This is a genomic window from Microbacterium sp. (assembly GCF_044508325.1).
Classification (GTDB): domain Bacteria; phylum Actinomycetota; class Actinomycetes; order Actinomycetales; family Microbacteriaceae; genus Microbacterium.
The window spans coordinates 65,428-84,523 of sequence record NZ_JBIQHX010000005.1 but is presented as its reverse complement, the minus strand read 5'-3'; the positions used below and the strand labels follow the sequence as shown (position 1 = coordinate 84,523).

The following is a 19,096-nucleotide window of genomic DNA, read 5'->3' as shown; positions in this document are numbered from 1 at the left end:
CCTCAGGCCGGCCTACCCGAGATCGGGGTTCAGCACCGGCGCGTCGACCGCGACATCCGCGATGCCCCACTCGGTCATGATGCGGTCGTACTCGCCATTCTCGAAGATCGCCTCGAAGGCGGCCAGCATGGGCTCGGCGAGGCCGTTGCCCTTGGGCAGGAACATCGCCAGCTGGTCGATGCCGGCACCCTGCTCATCCGTCTGGACGATGTAGTCGTAGCGGCCCGGGTCGGAGGCCATGAGATCGATGGCCGCGGTCTGCGTCGTGCCGGCGTAGTCGGCGCGGTCGGAGTTGACGGCGAGGACCGTGGAGTTGGTGTCCTCGAGGCCGACGAACTCGGCCTGCTCGAGCCCCTGGGTGTCGCACCACTCGTTGTAGCGGGCCAGCTGGCTCTCGGTCACCGACCCGGTCACGCCTGCCACGCGGGAGCCGCACAGCGCTGCGGGATCGCTGAGCTCATCGGCGCGCTCGGCGAGGAAGAGGTACGAGGTGCGCGTGGTCATCCAGACGATGCCGTCGAAGTCCTGCAGGCGTTCCGGGGTGGCGCGGACGGGGCCGTTGAAGGCGTCGTAGCGCCCGGAGAGCATGCCGGTGAGCATCGCGTCCAGTCCTGAGGCGGTCTCGATCTGGAACGGCACGCCGAGCTGCTCGGACAGGGCGGCCTGCAGGTCCGGGTCGATGCCGGTGATCTCGCCGCTCTCTTCGATCGTCCGGTACGGCGGGTGCGTGTCGCCGGCGATGGTGATGTAGCCGCGCTCCTTGATGGCGTCGGGGAGCTGGTCGTAGAGCGGGGCCTGGTTCGCGGCGTCGGTCGGCGAGTCGGCGGGCTCCGGCGACGAGCCGGTGCTGCAGCCGGCGAGCACGCCGATCGCGAGGAGGGAGACGAGTACGGAGGCGACTGCCTTGCTTCGCATGATTACTCCACATCTTTGTGCAAGTGCATGGATCGGGTGTCGGGCGACATCCAAGAACATCATAAAACTTGATATTCTGAGAATGCAACCTTCACCGCGCCGGCCCGGCCGGCCGCCGTCAGAACACGTACTCCATGAGCTCGACGCCGAGCGTGCGGAACGCTTCGTGTGCGCGCAGCCGGTGCATCACCGAGAGGTCGTCGAAGCACACGATGAGCGCGTAGGCGAGTCCGGCACGGGGACCGGCCAGCACCCCGGCCTCGACGCGGACGCCGTCGTCGCGTCCGGTCTTGTTGATGAACAGCAGACCGTGCTCGTCGTCTTCGTGGGCGAACGGGTCCAGCCCCGTCGCCGAGGCCACCAGGCTCAGATCGTGGTTGAAGCTCAGCCACTCGGCCACCTGCGCGCTGACGGCGGCGTTGACGATCTCGCTGTTGACGAGCGCCCCGAACACCGCCGCGAGCTCTCGCGCCGAGCCCAGGGCGAAGCGCGGGGCGTCGTCGGGTCCGCGGTGGTCGCGCAGGCGATCGAGCAGGGCCGAGCTGCGCAGACCGAGCTTCTCGAGGCGGGCGCGCACGGCATCCAGTCCCACGCGCTCCAGGAGCGCGTTCGCCGCGAGCTCATCGCCGCCGGTCGCCGTCAGCACCGCAAGGTCGGTGAGCGGCAGCGCCGGCGCCTTCAGGCGCTGCCACACCCCCTGCACCGCGATCGGCTCGACCGACTCGCGCTCCACGATCTCGAGAGGGTCGATGGTTCCGGCATCGAACCCCGCCGCCACCTCGATCAGCAGCGGCACGACCCCGAGCCCCGCGATCGGCTGGGTGACGAAGTCGTCGCCGGAGAGGACGATCGTCCCCCGGTCGAGGTCGGAGACGTGGACCGACACCCGCGCGCCCTCGACCGCCAGCTCGTCGAGGCACCGCAGGGTCGCCGTGAAGGTGCGCCGCACCGAGGCGGTGCGACGCGATGGGCGGCGCCCGCTGCGCAGGGAACTGCGCAGGGGCAGGTCGCGCGTGGGTTCGGGGGGGCTGCCCACGGGTGATCCTTCCAGTTCGGGATGGGAGGTCGGGCTGTTCAGTTGTCGGGACGCGTCGGCGCTACCAGATCGTGACGCGCTGCTCGGGTGCGAGCCACAGGCCGTCGTCCTCGGTGACGTCGAAAGCATCGTAGAACGCATCGATGTTCCGCACGATCTGATTGCACCGGAACTCGTTCGGCGAGTGCGGGTCGACGGTCAGGAGGCGAATGGTCTCGGCATCCCGTGCCTTCTGCTGCCACACCTGCGCCCAGCTCAGCAGGAGACGCTGGATGCCGGTGAGCCCGTCGATCTCGCGGCCCTCGGCGGGCTCGTCGGGGAGGGAGGCGAGATGCAGGCGGTAGGCCTTGAGCGCGATTCCGAGTCCGCCGAGGTCACCGATGTTCTCGCCGATCGTGAGCGCGCCGTTGACCTTGTGCTGCTCGTCGAGGCCCTGCGGCACCAGCACGCTGTACTGGTCGATGAGGGACTTCGTGCGCTCCTCGAAGGCGGCGCGATCGGCATCGGTCCACCAGTCGTGGAGCTTGCCGGTCCCGTCGAACCGGCTGCCCTGGTCGTCGAATCCGTGCCCGACCTCATGGCCGATCACCGCGCCGATGCCGCCGTAGTTGGCTGCCGCGTCGCGCTCGGGGTCGAAGAAGGGGTACTGCAGGATCGCCGCCGGGAAGACGATCTCGTTCATGAGCGGGTTGTAGTAGGCGTTGACGGTCTGCGGCGTCATGTACCACTCGTCGCGGTCGATGGGCTTGCCGACCTTGCCCAGCTGCCGGTCGTGCTCATGCACGTGCGAGCGACGCACGTTGCCCACGAGGTCGGCGGGGTCGATCTCCAGCTCGGAGTAGTCGCGCCACTTCACCGGATAGCCCACCTTGGGCGTGAACGCCTCCAGCTTCGCGAGAGCGCGCTCACGGGTCTCGGGGCCCATCCACTCCAGGTCCGCGATGCTCTGCCGGTACGCCTCGATGAGATTCGCGACGAGTTCGTCGATCGTCTCCTTCGCGGCGGGCGGGAAGTGCCGCTCGACGTAGACGCGGCCGATCGCCTCCCCGAGGGCGGCTTCGGCGAGGCCCACACCGCGCTTCCAACGTTCGCGGATGACGGGGACGCCGGTCAGCTGCGTGCCGTAGAACGCGAAGTTCTCGTCGACGAAGTCGTCGGACAGGAACGCGGCGGCGGCGTGCACGACGCTGAACCGCAGCCAGGCCTTCCAGTCCTCGAGGCGGTCCTCGGTCAGCAGCGACCCGAGCCCCTCGATGAAGCTGGGCTGGTAGACGACGACCTCTGCGAACGCCTCGGGGTGGTTCGGGGCGACCCCCTCGAGCCAGGGGGCGAGGTCGACGCCGGCGAGCTGCTGCACCTCGTCCCACGATCTGAGGTTGTAGGTGGCCACGGCATCGCGGCTGCGCACGTTGTCCCAGTGGTGGGTGGCGAGCTCCGTCTCGAGCGCGACGACGCGGTCGGCGGTCGCAGCCGGGTCGGTCACCCCCGCGCCCGTGCCGAGCCCCGCCGAGGCGAGCTCGAACATGCGCTCCACATGCGCCCGGAACGCGGTGCGCGTCTCGGCGAAGTTGTCGAGCCGGTAGTACGACTCGTCCGGAAGCGACAGCCCGCTCTGCACCAGGAACGGAACGTAGCGGCCGGGGTCGCCGGGGTCCGGCTCGACATAAAGGGTGACGATGCCGCCGGCGCCCTCGCGCTCCAGTTCGCCGACCGTGCGCAGAAGCTGCGGGATCGACGCGATCGCCTCGACCCGCGCCAGCTGGTCGGCCAGCGGGGCGGCCCCGAGGTCGGCGACGCGGTCGGTGTCCATGAAGCTGGTGTAGAGATCGCCGATCTTGCGGGCCTCGGTGCCGGTCTCGGCATCCTGGCACTCCTCGACGATGGCGCGCACGTCCTTCTCCGCCTGCTCGGCGATCACGTGGAACGCGCCCCAGCGCGCCTTGTCGTCGGGGATCTCGGTGCGCTCGAGCCAGTTGCCGTTGACATAGCGGAACAGATCGTCTTGGGGCCGGATCGCCGCGCTCAGGTCGTCGAGCGCGAGACCGGAGCGGGGAGCATCCGTCATGCCATCCAGGATAGGCGGACCGCGCCGTACTCCGGCATCGAGGGCGGGAGCAGGGTCGGCCGCGGGCGGCCGTAGGCTCGTACGGTGGCCGCCCCCGACACCCTGAACCGCGAGATCCTGCGTCTCGCGGTGCCGGCCCTCGGGGCGCTCGTGGCAGAGCCGCTCTTCCTCATCGTCGACTCGGCGCTGGTCGGCCACCTCGGCGTCGCGCCGCTGGCGGGACTCGGGCTGGCCGGCGCCGTGCTGCAGACGATCGTCGGCCTCATGGTGTTCCTCGCGTACTCGACGACGCCGGCGGTCGCACGGCGGTTCGGCGCCGGAGACAAGACGGATGCCGTCTCCGTCGGCATCGACGGCATGTGGCTGGCCCTCGGCATGGGCGCCGTGCTGGCGGTCGCGGGGTACCTGGCCACACCGCTGCTGGTCGGGATGTTCGGGGCAGGACGTGAGGTCGCCGAGCAGGCGGAGATCTACCTCGGCATCTCGATGTGGGGCCTGCCGGCCATGCTCATCGTGTTCGCGGCGACGGGCCTGCTGCGCGGCATGCAGGACACCGTGACCCCGCTGTGGGTGGCCGGCCTCGGCTTCGCCGCCAACGCGCTGCTGAACTGGCTGTTCATCTACGGACTCGGCTGGGGCATCGCAGGCTCGGCGTTCGGCACCGTCATGGCGCAATGGGGCATGGTGGTCGCGTACGTGATCGTGGTGGGCCGCCTGGCGCGGCGGCACCGGGCGCCGATCCGGCCGCACCGGGAGGGCGTGCGCGGCTCGGCGAAGCTCGGCGGCTGGCTCTTCCTGCGCACGGTGTCGCTGCGGGCGGCGCTGCTGGCCACCGTCGCGGTGGCGACCGGGCTCGGCGAGCACGAGCTGGCCGGCTGGCAGGTGGTGTACACGATCTTCTCGGCGGCGGCCTTCGCGCTCGACGCGCTCGCGATCGCCGCCCAGGCGCTCATCGGCAAGGGGCTGGGCGCCGGGAACCCGGAGGAGGTGCGCCTCGTGCTGCGCCGCACGCTCGCCTGGGGCGCGTGGTTCGGTGTCCTCGTCGGCGTGCTGATCGGAGCCGGCTCGGGGGTGATCGGGCTGGTGTTCACGGGGGACGCCTCGCTCGCCGCGATGATCCAGCCCGCCCTCATCGTGCTCGCCGTGGCCCAGCCGCTGTGCGGGGCGGTCTTCGTGCTCGACGGCGTCCTCATGGGTGCCGGTGACGGCCGCTACCTCGCGGTCGTCGGGGCCTTGAACCTGGTCGTCTTCCTTCCGGCGCTGGTGCTCATCGCCGTGCTGCACCCGGTGGGAGCCTGGGGGCTGGCGTGGGTGTCCGCCGCATTCTTCGGCCTCTACATGATCGCCCGGTTCGCGGGCCTCGGCTGGCGCGTGCGCGGGGCGGCGTGGATGACCGCGGGCGCATAGCGGTCACGCCCAGCGGCGGCACCACTCGTACATGATGATCGCCGCGGCGGCACCCGCGTTGATCGACCGCGTCGAACCGTACTGCGTGATCTCGACGATCGTCTGCGCCGCCGCGAGCGCCTCGGGCGACAGACCGGGCCCCTCCTGGCCGAACAGCAGCAGGCAGCGCTGGGGCAGCTCGGCTCGATCGACCGGCACCGAGCCTTCGACGTTGTCCACCGCGATGATGGGCAGGCTGCGCTCCCGCGCCCACGAGACGAGGTCGGCGATGTCGGCGTGGTGCAGCACGTGCTGGTAGCGGTCGGTGACCATCGCCCCGCGCTTGTTCCACCGCCGGCGGCCGACGATGTGCACCGTCTCTGCCAGGAAGGCGTTGGCGCTGCGCACGATCGAACCGATGTTGAGGTCGTGCTGCCAGTTCTCGATGGCGACGTGGAAGGGATGCCTGCGGGCATCCAGGTCGGCGACGATCGCCTCCATCGTCCAGTAGCGGTAGCCGTCGACGACGTTCCGCCGGTCGCCGTGGGCGAGCAGTTCGCGGTCGTAGCGCGGATCGTCCGGCCACGCGGCCGGGCCGCCGGGCCACGGGCCCACACCGTGCCCGTCTGCACCGTGCCCTGCGACGGATTCGGGGTCCGGACCCTCGCCTTCCCCCGTCGCGCGCACGCTTCCACGCTACCGCCCCAAGATCTTTCGGGTCACCGAAATCCTTGCTACGATTTCGGCATGCCGAAAGCCCGGGTCCTCGAGCGTGAGGGCGTGCGCCGTCCGGCGTCCGTTCCCCGCCTCGCCTGGCTGATCGGCCCTGCCCTCGTTGCGGGCGTCGCCTACCTCGACCCCGGCAATGTCGCGAGCAACATGACCGCCGGCGCGCGGTTCGGCTACCTGCTGGTGTGGGTGGTGGTGCTCGGCAACGTGATGGCCTGGCTCATCCAGTACCTGTCGGCCAAGCTCGGCGTGGTCACCGGCGAGAGCCTGCCTGAAGTGCTCGGGCGGCGCCTGCGCAATCGGTGGGGGCGACGTGCGTACTGGCTGCAGGCCGAGCTGGTCGCGATGGCCACCGACATCGCCGAGGTGATCGGCGGCGCCGTCGCCCTGAACCTGCTGTTCGGTCTGCCGCTGCTGTGGGGCGGTGCGATCACCGGCGCGGTGTCGATCTCGCTCCTGCTGGTCCAGAGCCGGGCAGGAGCCCAGCCCTTCGAGTTCGTGGTGATCGGGCTCGTCGCGATCATCGCCGTCGGGTTCACGTTCGGGGTCTTCGTTGCGCCGCCCGACCCTGCCGGCATCGTCGCGGGCCTGGTGCCCCGGTTCGAGGGCACCGACTCGGTGCTGCTGGCGGCATCCATCCTGGGCGCGACGATCATGCCCCATGCGATCTACGCGCACAGCGCTCTGGCGCGGGACCGGTTCGCCCAGGAGACCGGCATCACCACCTCGCGCCTCCTGCGCGCCACCCGGTGGGACGTCACCATCGCGATGCTCATCGCGGGCACGGTCAATCTGTGCATCCTGCTGCTGGCCGCAGCGAACCTCGACGGGGTCCCGGGCACGGACAGCCTCGAGGGCGCGTATGCGGCACTGCGCGACGGCATCGGCCCGACCGTGGCGGTGCTGTTCGCGGTGGGACTCCTCGCCAGCGGCCTGGCCAGCACCTCGGTGGGCGCCTACGCCGGGGCGGAGATCATGCACGGGCTGCTGCACGTGCGCATCCCGCTCGTGTGGCGACGTCTGGTCACCCTCGTGCCTGCGCTCGCGATCCTCGCGGTCGGCTTCGACCCCACCGTCGCGCTCGTGCTCAGCCAGGTGGTGCTGTCGTTCGGCATCCCGTTCGCTCTCGTGCCGCTGGTCGCTCTCACCGCCCGGCCCGAGCTTCTCGGGCGCTTCCGCAACCGGGCGATCACGACCGCGGCGGGCATCGCGGCATCCATCTTCCTCATCGTCCTGAACGGCCTGCTGCTGTGGCTCGTGTTCACCGGCGCGTAGGCCGCCCCGGGTAGCCTGGGCGCGTGCCGTCTCCCGCGATCGACGACTACCTCAAGACGATCTACCACCACACCGAGTGGCAGGACGAGCGCATCACGCCGTCGCAGCTGGCCGTCGAGCTGGGGCTGGCTCCGTCGAGCGTCACCGAGATGGTGCAGAAGCTCGCCGCGCAGGGTCTGGTCTCGCACCGCCCCTACGGTCCGATCACCTTGACCGAAGCAGGCGAACGGCGGGCGGCGGCCATCGTGCGCCGGCACCGGCTCGTCGAGACCTGGCTCGTGCGGGAATTCGGGTACGCCTGGGACGAGGTGCACGACGAGGCCGAGATCCTCGAGCATGCGATCAGCGACCGGTTCCTGGAGCGCATCGCCGAGCGGCTCGGCGATCCGGCGTTCGACCCGCACGGGGACGCCATCCCGGATGCTGCGGGCCAGGTCCGCCGCGAGCGGTTCGTCCTGCTGCGCGATGCCGCCGCCGGGCACGAGGGCCGGGTGCTGCGGGTGAGCGACCGCGATCCGGCGCTGCTGCGCTCGCTGGAGGACGCCGGCATCGACGTCGGCCGCACGGTGCGGGTGGTGGATGCCGCGACCGTCGCCGTCGACGGCACCGAGGCCGTTCTTCCCGAGGGCGCGGCCGACGCCGTCTGGCTCACCGCCTGAGGGCGGTCTTCGCAGCCTTCTCGAACGGCCAGCGCACACCGGTCGCCGCCTCGCAGACCTCCCAGATGCGTGCGGCGACCTCGGCGTCGCGCGTCAGCGGAGCGGAGACCTGCCGGGTCGGCGCGCCGTGCGCGAGATACCGCGGCCCCCAGAACTCGCCGCCCTCGACGGCGGGGTCGACCAGCGCCCGCACGAGCGGCCAGGCGCCGCGCTCCTTCGACTGGGTGAAGGGCGCCTGCAGGTTGTCGGCGAACCGGCCCAGGCGGCTGGGCTCGTTGACCCCGCGGATGCGGGGCGTGCGCCCGCTCGTCGAGTACCCGGGATGGGCCACGACGCTCGAGACCGGCACCCCAGCCGCGCGCAGCCGGCGATCCGCTTCGAACCCGAGGGCGGTGGCGGCGGTCTTCGACTGCACATACGCGCGCCATCCGCTGTAGCGCTTCTCCAGCTGCGGGTCGGAGAGGTCGTATCGCCACAGTGCGCTGGACAGACTCCCGATCCAGACCATGCGCCCGCGCGCGGCGGCCAGGTGCACCAGCAGCTCCCCGGCGAGCGCGAAGTGGCCGAGCACGTTCGTGGCGAAGACCAGCTCGTGCCCGTCCGGCGTGGTCTCGCGGTGGCGCGGGGCATGCACGATGCCGGCGTTCAGCAGCAGTCCGTCGAGCTTCTTGCGCACGCGCACCGTCGCGGCTGCCGCTCGCATCGACCCGAGGTTGCCGACATCCAGCAGCAGGGTCTCGAGGTCGGCGTGCAGTCCCGCATCGGTGAGCCTGCGCTCGATCGCCGCGCGCGCGGCCGTCAGCCGATTCGGATTGCGGCCGGTCATGATGACCCGCGCCCCCGCCCGTGCGAGCTGCTCGGCGGCGAAGAATCCCAGCCCGCGGTTCGACCCGGTGATCAGGTACACCCGCCCGCGCAGGTCGGCCGGGGCGCGGGGGTCCCAGTCGGTCTGCTGCGGGTCCTGAGGGGGCACGTGTTCACCCTACGGCGATGCCGCATCGTTAGGCTGTGCCCCATGCGGACCCGGGCCGATATCGACTGCTGGCTGACCGACATGGACGGCGTGCTCGTCCGTGAGAGCCATCCGATCCCCGGCGCCGCCGAGCTGCTCGCGCAGTGGCGCGACGAGGGGACGCCGTTCCTGGTGCTCACCAACAACCCGATCTTCACGCCGCGGGATCTGAGCGCGCGGCTGCGCCGTTCCGGGCTCGACGTGCCCGAGGAGCGGATCTGGACCTCGGCGCTGGCGACCGCCGACTTCCTGCAGTCGCAGCTGCCGGGCGGCAGCGCCTTCGTCATCGGGGAAGCGGGTCTGACGACCGCGCTGCACGATGCCGGATACATCATGACCGAGTCGCACCCCGACTACGTCGTCGTCGGCGAGACGCGACACTACTCCTTCGAGGCGATCACGCACGCGATCCGGTTCATCGACGCCGGCGCACGGTTCATCATCACGAATCCGGATGCCACCGGCCCGACGCCATACGGAGTGGTGCCGGCGACGGGGTCGTTCGCGGCGCTCATCACCAAGGCCACCGGGAAGGAGCCGTATGTCGTCGGCAAGCCCAACCCGATGATGTTCCGATCCGCGCTCAATCGGATCGGAGCGCACTCCGAGAACACCGGCATGATCGGCGACCGGATGGACACCGACATCGTGGCGGGGATCGAGGCCGGACTGCACACGGTGCTGGTGCGCACCGGCATCTCGGACGACGCCGAGGTCGCACGATACCCCTTCCGACCCGACGAGGTGCTCGACTCGGTCGCCGACCTGGTGCGCAGCGAGCCGATCGAATCCGACCTTCCGGAGGGACTGTGACGACAAGCAGGATGGAGGGCGCGCCGCGCCTGCATCTCGAGACCGTCGAGCAGTGGCGGGCATGGCTCGAAGAGAACGGCGCGGTGTCGGACGGCGTCTGGTTGGTGACGTGGAAGGCGGCGACCGGCCGCCCGCGCGTCGAGTACGAGGACGCGGTCCTCGAGGCGCTCTGCGTCGGCTGGATCGACGGGCAGGCCGCGCGGCTCGACGACGAGCGGTCGATGCAGTGGTACGCGCCGCGCTCGCCGGCGTCCACCTGGGCCGCCACCAACAAGGCGCGCGTCGCCCGGCTTACGGCCGAGGGGCGGATGCGGCCTGCCGGGCAGCGCCTCGTCGATCTCGCCAAGGCCAACGGCATGTGGACGGTGCTGGACGGGCCCGAGGCGGGCGTCGAGCCGCCCGAGCTCAGCGCTGCTCTCGATGCCGTGCCCGCGGCCCGCGCCGCGTGGGACGGCTTCCCGCCGTCGTCGCGCAAGATGGGGCTGACGGCGATCGCGATGGCCAGGAAGCCGGAGACGAAGGCGGCGCGCATCGCGCGGATCGTGGCGGATGCCGCGGAAGGCCGGAGGCCGGCATGAACGAAATCGAGCAGAACCTGCTGTTCGGCGCCACGGCGATCGTGCTGGCCGGCACCCTCGCGGTGTTCGTCTGGCAGTACCTGCGCAGGCGCGGCCGCGGCGACTGAGCCGCACGGCTACTGCGGATCGAGCCCCAGGTCGTCGAGGTCGATGGCGGCGAGCCACCGCAGTCCGGCGGCCTCGACGGCTGCCTGCGCGCCGGTGCGCCGGTCGACGATCACGGCCACCGCGACGGGCTCCGCACCCTCCCGGCGCAGCGCCTCGACGGCCTTGAGCGCGGACTGGCCGGTGGTCGAGGTGTCCTCGACCACGACGACGCGGCGGCCCGCGACATCCGCCCCCTCGATCTGCCGGCCGCGACCGTGGTCCTTCGGCTCCTTGCGCACCACGAACGCGTCCAGCGGCCGATCCGTGCGTGCGGACTCGTGCATGATCGCGTTGGCGATCGGGTCGGCGCCGAGGGTGAGTCCGCCGACGGCGACGATGCCGTCGACGTCGCGGATGAGGTCGAGCATGAGCCGGCCGATGATCGGCGCGGCGCGGTGGTCGAGGGTCAGCCGGCGCATATCGACGTAGTAGGTCGCCTTCCTGCCGCTGGAGAGGGTGAAGTCGCCGTGGAACACGGCCTCGTCCGAGATCAGCGCGATGAGCGCCTGGCGGTCGGCTTCGAGCGCGGGCGTGGAGGCGACGGTCATGCGCACGAGTCTAGGACCGAGGGGCGCCTCGATCGCGCGGCCGCGAGCGCGCCGGAGAGATCCTGCCACCGCGGAAGGCGTGTGTCTTAGGGGTCGCGCGACGCCACCAAGCTCGGGGGTTCTGTGAAGGCGCCGACGAACCGGTCGCGGAACTCGTCCATGCGCCAGACCGGCGCATCCGGGGAGGGGTGCACGCCCACCTCCCACCGCCACGAGGCGATCCGCTCGAACACCGCGGGGTCCTTCGAGATGATCGTCACCGGCACATCGCGGCCGGCCTCGCGGCCGCTGACGATGCGTGCAGGCTGATGGTCGCCGAGCACCACCAGCACGAGATCCGGGTGATCGTAGGCGTGCAGGTACGAGAACATCGTGCGCAGCGTGTACTGCACCGATTGGCCGTACATCGTCTGGACACGCCCCGGGTCGGCCCAGACCTCGAGCGCCGAGGGCCCTTCGGCGGCCTGGGCCTCGAAGATCGAGCCGTCGCCGACCGTCGCCCAGGGGACGAGCCGCGGCAGCGGGGTCCACGGCGTGTGGGACGACACCAGATCGATCTCCGCCATGAGCGGTTCGTGCGGGCCTGAGAGCTCGCGGTCGTAGAAACGCTTCCACGTGTACTGGTCGGGTATGCGGGCATAGCCGAAGGACGGGCCCGCGTAGCCCATGTTCTGCGCGTTCAGGATCGCGTCATAGCCGTAGAACGACGTCCCCACCGGCCAGGGCTCGGTGTTCGAGGGGACGACCGCGACCGTCCTCCAGCCGGCGTTCGAGAACATCCGCGTGAGGGTGAGGCGGTCTACCGAGGTCAGGCGGTCGTACTTCTGCTGCGAATCGACCCAGGCCCCGCTCTGCAGGGTCGAATGCGCGAGCCAGCTCACGCCGCCGAAGGTCGGCGAGGTCAGGAACGCGCTGCGCGCCGAGTAGCCGTCGCGGGCGAGCTGCGCGCCCCCCTGCTGCAGGACGGTGGCGACACCGCCCGCGAAGGGCGGGTGTTCGAGTGCCACTCTGCCGTAGCTCTCGACGAACGCGACGATCACGTCCTTGCCCTGCAGCGCGTCGAGCAGGCCCGCGGCGCCCCGCAGCGGATCCGACGCGAGCGCGCGCTGAAAGCGCTCCTCGTCGCGCAGGCTCTGGGCGGCCCCGGTCGTGGTCGACACGAGAACAGCCGTCGAGTCGGCGGCGGCGAGCGGCACGCCGGGCAGCACCTGCGCACCCGCAAGCGTGCCGAGGATCCACACCGCGGTGATCGCGGTGATCGCGATCCGCCCGGACCGGCCGGCCCGCTCCGTGACCGAGCGCGCACGAAGCGCAGCGGCGGCGAGCGCGGCGGCAGCGGCGGCGAGCGCGGCCACGATCACCACGACGGCCACCGTCGCGATGACCGGACCCGTCGCATCGCGCACGACGCCGATCGCAGCGACGACGGCGGGCAGGTCTTCGATGACCCGGAAAGGACGATCGATCGTCGCCTCGAACCCCGCGTTCAGCGCCGCGACCGATGCCGCCGCGACGACTGCGACGCCGAAGGCCCCGGCGATGAGAAGCCGCAGTCCGGGGCGCCCGACCGCGAGGAGCACCAGCATGACGGCGATGGACTCCGCCGGCAGCCCGATGAGTGCGGCAGGGCTGCCGGTCGCCAACGCCCCGGCCAGCAGCGGGGCGGCGATCACCGCCGCGAAGGCGGCGACGGTGGCGGCCCTGGACGCGCGACGACGGGCGCGGCGCGCGTCGAGGTCGTCCATCGGCATCCCTCATCGACGCGCGGGCAGCTCTGCGGCGGCTCGGCGGGCGCGCGCCGCCGAACGGCATCGCTCCGACAGGGCGTAGCGCAGCAGCACCACATCGCCGATCTTCTGCGTATCGGCGAGCACGGCCCGCCGCGCCGACGTCCACGGGAACCGGGCCGGCTCGACGAAGCGCGGCGCGCCGGGCTCGCCGACGAAGAAGGGGGCGATCACCAGCTGCAGCTCGTCGGCGAGCTCGTCGACGAGGAACTGCGTGAGCACACGGCCGCCGCCCTCGACCATGAGCCGCTCCACACCGCGTTCGGCGAGGTCGTCGAGGACGTCCGCCATCGACGCGTCCGGGCCGAGGGCGACCACCGAGGCGACGCCGCCGAGCGCGTCCTCGAGGGTGCGGGCGACCTCCTGCGTGCCGTACACGATCTTCTCGACATCCCCCTCGGCGAAGAAGGCCGCATCCGCAGACAGGTCGCCGGTGGCGGTCACGGTCACCTTGATCGGCGAGCTCGTCAGGCCCGCCTGCTCCCGCTCCCGCCGCCGGGCGGCGCTGCGGATCAGCAGGCGCGGGTTGTCGCGCCGCACGGTCGAGGCGCCGACCATGATCGCGTCGCTCTCGGCGCGCAGCTGGTCGACGCGATCGAAGTCGTCGGAGTTCGACATCGCGAGCTTGTGCGGGGACGCCGTGTCGAGATAGCCGTCCAATGACATCGCGCAGCTGAGGGTGACATACGGGCGGATCATCGCGACGGCCGCTCCTCTCCGACCGCCGGGTGCGGTCGTCGACGCGCCGCCGCCACCCCGGCGACCGCCGCGCCGGGCGCGACGGCGATCAGCGCCAGGACGCCGAAGGCCGTCGACGCCGCGACTCCCGCCGCGGCTCCGAGCCCTGCCGCGGCGAACGCCCACGCCGCGGCGCCCTCCCGCGGTCCCCATCCCCCGACGCTCAGCGGGATCGCGCCCGCCAGGACGGCGATCAGCGCGACCGCGACGAGGCGCTGCGGCGAGGCCTCGACCCCCACGGCGACACACGCGACCAGGAAGGTCGCGACGTGGCAGCCCACCACGATCGCGGAGGCCGCCGAGACCCGCACGATCGTGCCCGCGGTGCCGAACGCGATCCGCAGGTGTGCGGCTTCACGCCCGATCGCCCGGCGCAGGCGCACACTCGCCCGCGCCGCGACGATCAGTCCGATGCCGACGGCGCCGACCGCGAGCAGCACGATGCCCACAGTCGGAGCGTATGCCCACAGCTGCAGCGACACCAGCACCGTGCCGGCGAGCGCCAGCTGCACGACCTGGCCCGCCGCCCGCTCGGCGGCGACGGCGCGCGACGCCTGGGCGATCCGGCCGACTCGCCGTCCGTGCCACACCGCGCGGTGCACGTCGCCGAGCACTCCGCCCACGAGCACCGAGTTCAGGAACTGCGACCGGTAGTACGCGGCCAGCGCCTCCGCGCGGTCCAGCCGCAGCCCGAGGCGCCCGGCGACGATCCGCCACCGCCACGCCGCGGCAAGGGTCGCCGCCGCGCCGAGCGCGAGCGCGGCGGCCGCCGCCGGAACCGACACCGCGGCGACGCCTCGGACGAAGGGCTCGGCCCCGACGGTCAGGACGATCGCGATGAGGATGACCGCGCCCGCCGCCGCCCGCGCCGCAGCCTTCGCCCGCGGCGAGTCGACGAGGGTGCGCACGCAGCCCCTGCAGGTCAGCGCGGTCATGGCGGCCACGCGAGGAAGTCGATGTGGTGCACGATCACGCGAAGAGCGCCCGCCTCGAGCTGAGCCGTGCGGCTGCGCGCGTACTCCTCCGCCCACTCCCGCAGCGCCGGGCGCTCCTCGACCGCGGCCGCGAGCCACCCGTCCAGCCACTCCGCGACCAGCATCCGATCGGAAGCGTCGAGTCGCCACGGCGAGTGCGCCGTCCGGATCGGCCAGCCGGCCGCACGGAACAGCTCGATCGCCCGGCTGACGGCATCCGGTCCGAGCATCCGCCTGCCGTCGGTCGTGCGCCGCTGGTGGTCGTCGAACGCCGCCGCGAACACGCCGTCCCCGGCATCCAGCGGGTCCAGCTCCACCCTTCCGGTCACGCTGAGGGTGAACAGGGCGGGCACGCGGGCACCGACGCAGGCCCCCACAACGGTCTCGAGCTCTTCGCGGCTGAGGACATCCAGCAGCGCCGAGACGGTCACCAGCGAGGCGCCGGCAAGGTCGCCGGCGCTCAGGTGCGCGACATCCGTGACGCTCATCCGCACGCCGGTGTGGACGGAGGTCAGGCCGGCGGCGTGCTCGAGCAGCACCGGATTCCAGTCGTGGAACACCCAGGTCTGGGGCTCGGCGAGCAGCGGCGCCAGCCACCGCATCATCGACCCGGTGCCGCTTCCCAGATCGTGCACCACGGCGGGAGCGCTCGTGAGCCGCGCGGCGGCGGCCCCGAGTCGCCGCGAACGCGACCGCGCGTCCGCCTGCTCGCGCAGCGTCAGCCACTCGACGGAGACCGGGATGACCTCGGTCACGGCAGCCTCGCCAGGGTCGCCGCGACCCGCTCGGACGTGTCGCGCCAGCGTGGCAGGGTCGACCTCGCCCGCAGCGCGGCGCCTCGCAGGCGGTCGCGGAGTCCGGGGTCGACCATCCAGCGGTGCAGCGCACGGTGCAGCTCCGCCGGGTCGTCCGGGGGGACGAGCACGGCGGCGGCGCTGGCTGCGACGGTCTGGGGGATCCCGCCGGCGGTGCTGGCGACGACCGGGATGCCGCGCCGGAGCGCATCGGCGATGGCCATGCCGTAGCTCTCCACCCGCGAGGGCGCGACGAGCAGATCGGTCCGCGCGTACGCGTCGTCGAGTTCGTGCTCGCTGAGGACCCCGGGCAGGCGCACCCGGTCTCCGAGGGCGGACGCGCGGGCGCTGACGCCGTCGGCGAACTCGGGGCAGGTGGTGAGGGAGCCCGCGATGGTGCAGACCCACGGCAGTTCGGCATCCAGGGTCGCCAGCGCCTCCACCAGCACGTCCTGCCCCTTGTGCGGCGCGACCACGCCGACGCACAGGAGAGCCGCTCCGGTGGCGGTGCCTCCTGCGACCGCGGCGTCTGCGGTCCCCGGGGTGGCGACGACGATCCGCGCGGACCGGACACCGGCCCGGGTCTGCAGCTCGCTGCGGGTCCACTCGCTCGTGGCGATCACACATCGGGCGGCGCGCAGCGCACGGCGCTCGCCCTCGACCTCCTGCGGATCGGCGTCGGGGAACGCCGCGCTGACCATGTGCGCCAGCACCACGATGCGGAGGTCCTCGCGAGCAGCCTCGATCACCGCGGGCGCGCGGCGCGCCACCAGTCCGTCGATGACGACGACCGCCCCCGCCGGCAGCAGCGCCAGGGCCGCTTCGACCTCGGGCGCCGCGTCCGCCTCGATCATCCGCACCTCCCAGCCGGTGCCGGCGAGGCCTGCGGCGAGGCGGCGGTCGAAGACGTTCCCGCCGCTGGTGCGGTCCGGATCGTCGATCCCTCCCGGCACGATGAAGTGCACCGTGCCGGCCGCCGCGGCGGTCACAGCGTCACCTCGCACGATGCCCACGCGACATGCGACTCATGGAGCGTCACGACGATGGCGGTGAGCTGTGCGGCGCCCAGCTCGCCTTCGCGCGCGGCCTCGGCGAGCCGCTCGCCGATGACGCCGCAGAGCCGCTCGGTGGTGGTGTTCAGTCCCTGGAACACCGGCTCGTCGTCGAGGTTCCGGTAGGACAGCGGAGACAGGATGCCTCGCAGCACGACCGACGCGCGCCCGATGTCGACGACGACCCCCTCGACGGTGAGCTCGTCGGCGCGGAAGGTCGCGTCGACGACGAAGGTCGCACCGTGGAGGCGCTGTGCCGGACCGAACATCTCGCCGGTGAGGCTGTGCGCGATCATGATGTGGTCGCGCACCGTCACGGAATAGGTCATGCGGCATCCCCCCAGTCGATGGTGTGGCAGAGCCCCGGCGAGGCCCCGGATGCGATGGCGGCCATCACCTCGGGAAGCTCCCGCCACGAGGAGCGGCCCGTGAGCAGGGCGTCGAAGGCCGGGTCGTCCAGGAGCCGGAGCGCGAGGGCGAGGCGATCGGCCGTGCTGCGGGTCCCGCGGCGACGCGGCGAGACCATGCCCACCTGGCTGGAGCGGATCGTCAGCCGCTTCGAGTGGAAGGCGCCCCCCAGCTCCAGGCGCACGGAACGGTCGCCGAACCAGCTCGCCTCCACGATCTCGCCTTCGGTGGCGGCGGACTCCAGCGCCAGCTGCAGGCCCCGCTCCGAGCCGCTCGTGTCGATCACCACGTCGCGATCGCGCGGGACGTCGTCGGGCTGGGCGAAGGCGACGCCGAGGCGTTCGCAGACCTCCGCCTTGTCGCGGTCGACGTCGACGACGACGACCTGCGCGCCCGGGATGCCGCCGGCAAGCCGAGCCACGGCGCAGCCGACCATGCCGGCGCCGATGACGGCGACGCGGTCGCCGACCAGCGGCGCGGCGTCCCACAGCACGTTCACCGCCGTCTCGACCGTGCCCGCGAGCACCGCACGCCGGGCCGGGACCGACTCGGGCACGGGGGCGACCGCCGACCGCGGCACCACGAACTCCGACTGGTGCGGGTACAGGGTGTACACCGTCCGGCCCTGCACATCCGACGGACCGCGCTCGACGACCCCCACGTTGAGGTAGCCGTACTTGACCGGCCCCGGGAAGTCGCCCTCCTGGAACGGCGCGCGCATCCGGTCGCGCTCGCTCACCGGCACCTCGCCGCGGAAGACGAGCGATTCGGTGCCTCGGCTGATCCCGGTGTGCAGCGTGCGGATGACGACATCGTCCCGCCCGGGCTCGGGGATCTCGGCCGTGCGGAGCATCCCCTGTCCGGGAGCCTGCACCCAGAACGCCGTCGCCCTGGTCACCTCGTCCTGCTTCCGGAATGAACCGCGGGGCACCCGCAGCACGTGTCACGTGTGGTACCCATGAAAAGGTAACGGCTCGCGCTATGCAAAAGGTTCACCTTGCTCCGCTCTGGTCGGCGGCCGCCGGCCTGGCCGGACTCGCCGCCATGGACCGGTACGACTCGCTGCCGGTGACCGGCTGGTGTGCCGGACTGCTCTACCTTTGCGTTTCGAACGCACTGCTCGCCAGGGGGTTGCGCACACACGGAACCACCCGGTTCGGCGCGGCGAACGCGGCGACCTCCGCGCGCTCGATCCTGGTCGGGCTGATCACGGCGCTCGTGGCGGCGTCCTTCACCGAGCCGATCTCGGTGCCGCTGCTCATCGCGCTCGCGGTGCCGGCGCTCGCGCTCGACGCCGTCGACGGCTGGCTCGCGCGCCGCACCGGAAGCGCCAGCGAGCTGGGCGCCCGGTTCGACATGGAGGTGGATGCCTTCCTCCTGCTCGTGCTCAGCGCCTACGTCGCGCAGGAGCTGGGATGGTGGGTCATCGTCATCGGGGGCCTGCGCTACGCGTTCGTCGCGGCCGGGTGGCTGCTTCCGGCGATGCGCAGGACGCTGCCGCCGCGGTACTGGCGGAAGGTGGTGACCGCCGTCGCGGGCATCGCGCTGACGGTCGCCGCCTCCGGGGTCGCCGCCGAGTGGGTGAGCCTGCTCGTCACGCTGATCGCGCTGGCGCTGCTGCTCGAGTCGTTCGCGCGCGACGTGACGTGGCTGATGAACCGCTCACGCCGCCGCGTCGTATCCAATGAGAGGCCTCGATGACGAGGGCCCCCGACAGAACGGGTGAAACATGACCGAAAGCAATCAGCGCCTGCTGTGGGTTCTGCGCATCGTCAGCGCCGTCCTGCTCCTCGCCGCCGGCGGGATCCACCTCTTCCTCGTCGTCTGGGGGGTCGGGGGCATCCTCGGGGTGATGTTCGTGCTCAACGGCATCGCCGGGATCGTGCTCGCGATCGCCATGCTGGTGGTGCGCGGAAGACTCCTGCAGTGGGCGACCGTCCTGAGCCTGCTGTTCATGATCGCGTCCCTGCTGGCGCTCATCCTCGCGCTCACGGTCGGTCTGTTCGGCATCACGGAGACGTGGGACTTCATGCTCGTGCGCGAGACGGTCATCGTCGAGTCCATCGGCGTCGTCGTGCTCGCCGTGACCACCTTCGTGGTGCTGCGCGCAGCGCCCGTGGCACGCCGCACATAGCCGCCGCCGGGCGGCGGGTCACCGTATCGATGCGGGCGGCGGGGGG

At 71.9% G+C, this 19,096-nt stretch carries 20 protein-coding genes; 7 read left to right on the top strand and 13 right to left on the bottom strand.

Going from position 1 to position 19,096, the window contains the following annotated elements:
* Positions 1 to 12: 12 nt before the first annotated feature.
* The 3 genes from ACIWQI_RS05955 to ACIWQI_RS05945 form a co-directional block, all read right to left on the bottom strand.
* Positions 13 to 915, bottom strand: coding sequence for a transporter substrate-binding domain-containing protein (locus tag ACIWQI_RS05955; protein ID WP_396656216.1), 903 nt, complete (start codon positions 913 to 915; stop codon positions 13 to 15).
* Positions 916 to 1,033: 118 nt separating this feature from the next.
* A complete protein-coding gene (locus tag ACIWQI_RS05950; protein ID WP_396656215.1) occupies positions 1,034 to 1,951 on the bottom strand; it encodes a serine hydrolase in 918 nt (305 codons plus the stop codon).
* Between the two features lie 61 nt (positions 1,952 to 2,012).
* Complete coding sequence (locus ACIWQI_RS05945; RefSeq protein ID WP_396656214.1) at positions 2,013 to 4,016, bottom strand: M13 family metallopeptidase; 2,004 nt, start codon at positions 4,014 to 4,016, stop codon at positions 2,013 to 2,015.
* Positions 4,017 to 4,100: 84 nt separating this feature from the next.
* On the opposite strand from ACIWQI_RS05945, the gene ACIWQI_RS05940 reads away from it, so the two are divergent.
* Entirely contained in the window at positions 4,101 to 5,423 is a 1,323-nt protein-coding gene (locus ACIWQI_RS05940; protein WP_396656213.1) for an MATE family efflux transporter, read from the top strand.
* A gap of 3 nt (positions 5,424 to 5,426) precedes the next feature.
* Here the strand turns inward: ACIWQI_RS05940 and ACIWQI_RS05935 are convergent, their stop codons facing one another.
* Entirely contained in the window at positions 5,427 to 6,017 is a 591-nt protein-coding gene (locus tag ACIWQI_RS05935) for a TrmH family RNA methyltransferase (RefSeq protein WP_396656329.1), read from the bottom strand.
* A 132-nt stretch (positions 6,018 to 6,149) separates the two neighbouring features.
* Here ACIWQI_RS05935 and ACIWQI_RS05930 point away from each other — a divergent pair, with 132 nt between their 5' ends.
* Entirely contained in the window at positions 6,150 to 7,406 is a 1,257-nt protein-coding gene (locus ACIWQI_RS05930; protein WP_396656212.1) for an Nramp family divalent metal transporter, read from the top strand.
* A gap of 23 nt (positions 7,407 to 7,429) precedes the next feature.
* Positions 7,430 to 8,065 (top strand): metal-dependent transcriptional regulator, encoded by a 636-nt coding sequence (locus tag ACIWQI_RS05925; RefSeq protein WP_396656211.1) that lies wholly within the window; start codon positions 7,430 to 7,432, stop codon positions 8,063 to 8,065.
* Here the strand turns inward: ACIWQI_RS05925 and ACIWQI_RS05920 are convergent.
* On the bottom strand, positions 8,055 to 9,038 hold the full coding sequence (locus tag ACIWQI_RS05920; RefSeq protein WP_396656210.1) for an SDR family NAD(P)-dependent oxidoreductase: 984 nt from the start codon (positions 9,036 to 9,038) through the stop codon (positions 8,055 to 8,057). The genes ACIWQI_RS05925 and ACIWQI_RS05920 overlap by 11 nt on opposite strands.
* 42 nt (positions 9,039 to 9,080) lie before the next feature.
* Here ACIWQI_RS05920 and ACIWQI_RS05915 point away from each other — a divergent pair, with 42 nt between their 5' ends.
* Positions 9,081 to 9,890 (top strand): HAD-IIA family hydrolase, encoded by an 810-nt coding sequence (locus ACIWQI_RS05915; RefSeq protein WP_396656209.1) that lies wholly within the window; start codon positions 9,081 to 9,083, stop codon positions 9,888 to 9,890.
* Positions 9,887 to 10,468 carry a YdeI family protein gene (locus ACIWQI_RS05910; protein ID WP_396656208.1) on the top strand — a complete coding sequence of 194 codons (582 nt, stop codon included), beginning with the start codon at positions 9,887 to 9,889 and terminating at the stop codon, positions 10,466 to 10,468. The genes ACIWQI_RS05915 and ACIWQI_RS05910 overlap by 4 nt, the downstream gene beginning before the upstream one ends.
* 116 nt (positions 10,469 to 10,584) lie before the next feature.
* On the opposite strand, the gene pyrE is transcribed toward ACIWQI_RS05910, so the two are convergent.
* The 8 genes from pyrE to ACIWQI_RS05870 form a co-directional block, all read right to left on the bottom strand.
* Positions 10,585 to 11,163 carry an orotate phosphoribosyltransferase gene (gene pyrE, locus ACIWQI_RS05905; RefSeq protein ID WP_396656207.1) on the bottom strand — a complete coding sequence of 193 codons (579 nt, stop codon included), beginning with the start codon at positions 11,161 to 11,163 and terminating at the stop codon, positions 10,585 to 10,587.
* Between the two features lie 86 nt (positions 11,164 to 11,249).
* On the bottom strand, positions 11,250 to 12,908 hold the full coding sequence (locus tag ACIWQI_RS05900) for a CDP-alcohol phosphatidyltransferase (protein ID WP_396656206.1): 1,659 nt from the start codon (positions 12,906 to 12,908) through the stop codon (positions 11,250 to 11,252).
* 9 nt (positions 12,909 to 12,917) lie between these two features.
* The gene (locus tag ACIWQI_RS05895) at positions 12,918 to 13,649 is read right to left on the bottom strand and encodes a RibD family protein (RefSeq protein WP_396656205.1); all 732 of its coding nucleotides are present in this window, start codon (positions 13,647 to 13,649) and stop codon (positions 12,918 to 12,920) included.
* Positions 13,646 to 14,623, bottom strand: a complete 978-nt coding sequence (locus tag ACIWQI_RS05890) for a YbhN family protein (protein ID WP_396656328.1) — start codon at positions 14,621 to 14,623, stop codon at positions 13,646 to 13,648. Before ACIWQI_RS05890 ends, ACIWQI_RS05895 begins: the two co-directional genes overlap by 4 nt.
* Positions 14,620 to 15,417, bottom strand: coding sequence for an SAM-dependent methyltransferase (locus tag ACIWQI_RS05885; RefSeq protein WP_396656204.1), 798 nt, complete (start codon positions 15,415 to 15,417; stop codon positions 14,620 to 14,622). The genes ACIWQI_RS05890 and ACIWQI_RS05885 overlap by 4 nt, the downstream gene beginning before the upstream one ends.
* Positions 15,414 to 16,445, bottom strand: coding sequence for a glycosyltransferase family 4 protein (locus ACIWQI_RS05880; protein WP_396656203.1), 1,032 nt, complete (start codon positions 16,443 to 16,445; stop codon positions 15,414 to 15,416). Before ACIWQI_RS05880 ends, ACIWQI_RS05885 begins: the two co-directional genes overlap by 4 nt.
* The gene (locus ACIWQI_RS05875) at positions 16,442 to 16,837 is read right to left on the bottom strand and encodes a 6-pyruvoyl trahydropterin synthase family protein (RefSeq protein ID WP_396656202.1); all 396 of its coding nucleotides are present in this window, start codon (positions 16,835 to 16,837) and stop codon (positions 16,442 to 16,444) included. The genes ACIWQI_RS05880 and ACIWQI_RS05875 overlap by 4 nt, the downstream gene beginning before the upstream one ends.
* A complete protein-coding gene (locus ACIWQI_RS05870; RefSeq protein ID WP_396656201.1) occupies positions 16,834 to 17,814 on the bottom strand; it encodes a zinc-binding alcohol dehydrogenase in 981 nt (326 codons plus the stop codon). Before ACIWQI_RS05870 ends, ACIWQI_RS05875 begins: the two co-directional genes overlap by 4 nt.
* 83 nt (positions 17,815 to 17,897) lie before the next feature.
* On the opposite strand from ACIWQI_RS05870, the gene ACIWQI_RS05865 reads away from it, so the two are divergent.
* Both ACIWQI_RS05865 and ACIWQI_RS05860 read left to right on the top strand, forming a co-directional pair.
* The gene (locus ACIWQI_RS05865) at positions 17,898 to 18,617 is read left to right on the top strand and encodes a CDP-alcohol phosphatidyltransferase family protein (RefSeq protein ID WP_396656200.1); all 720 of its coding nucleotides are present in this window, start codon (positions 17,898 to 17,900) and stop codon (positions 18,615 to 18,617) included.
* A 28-nt stretch (positions 18,618 to 18,645) separates the two neighbouring features.
* Positions 18,646 to 19,050, top strand: a complete 405-nt coding sequence (locus tag ACIWQI_RS05860; protein WP_396656199.1) for a hypothetical protein — start codon at positions 18,646 to 18,648, stop codon at positions 19,048 to 19,050.
* Positions 19,051 to 19,096: the final 46 nt, after the last annotated feature.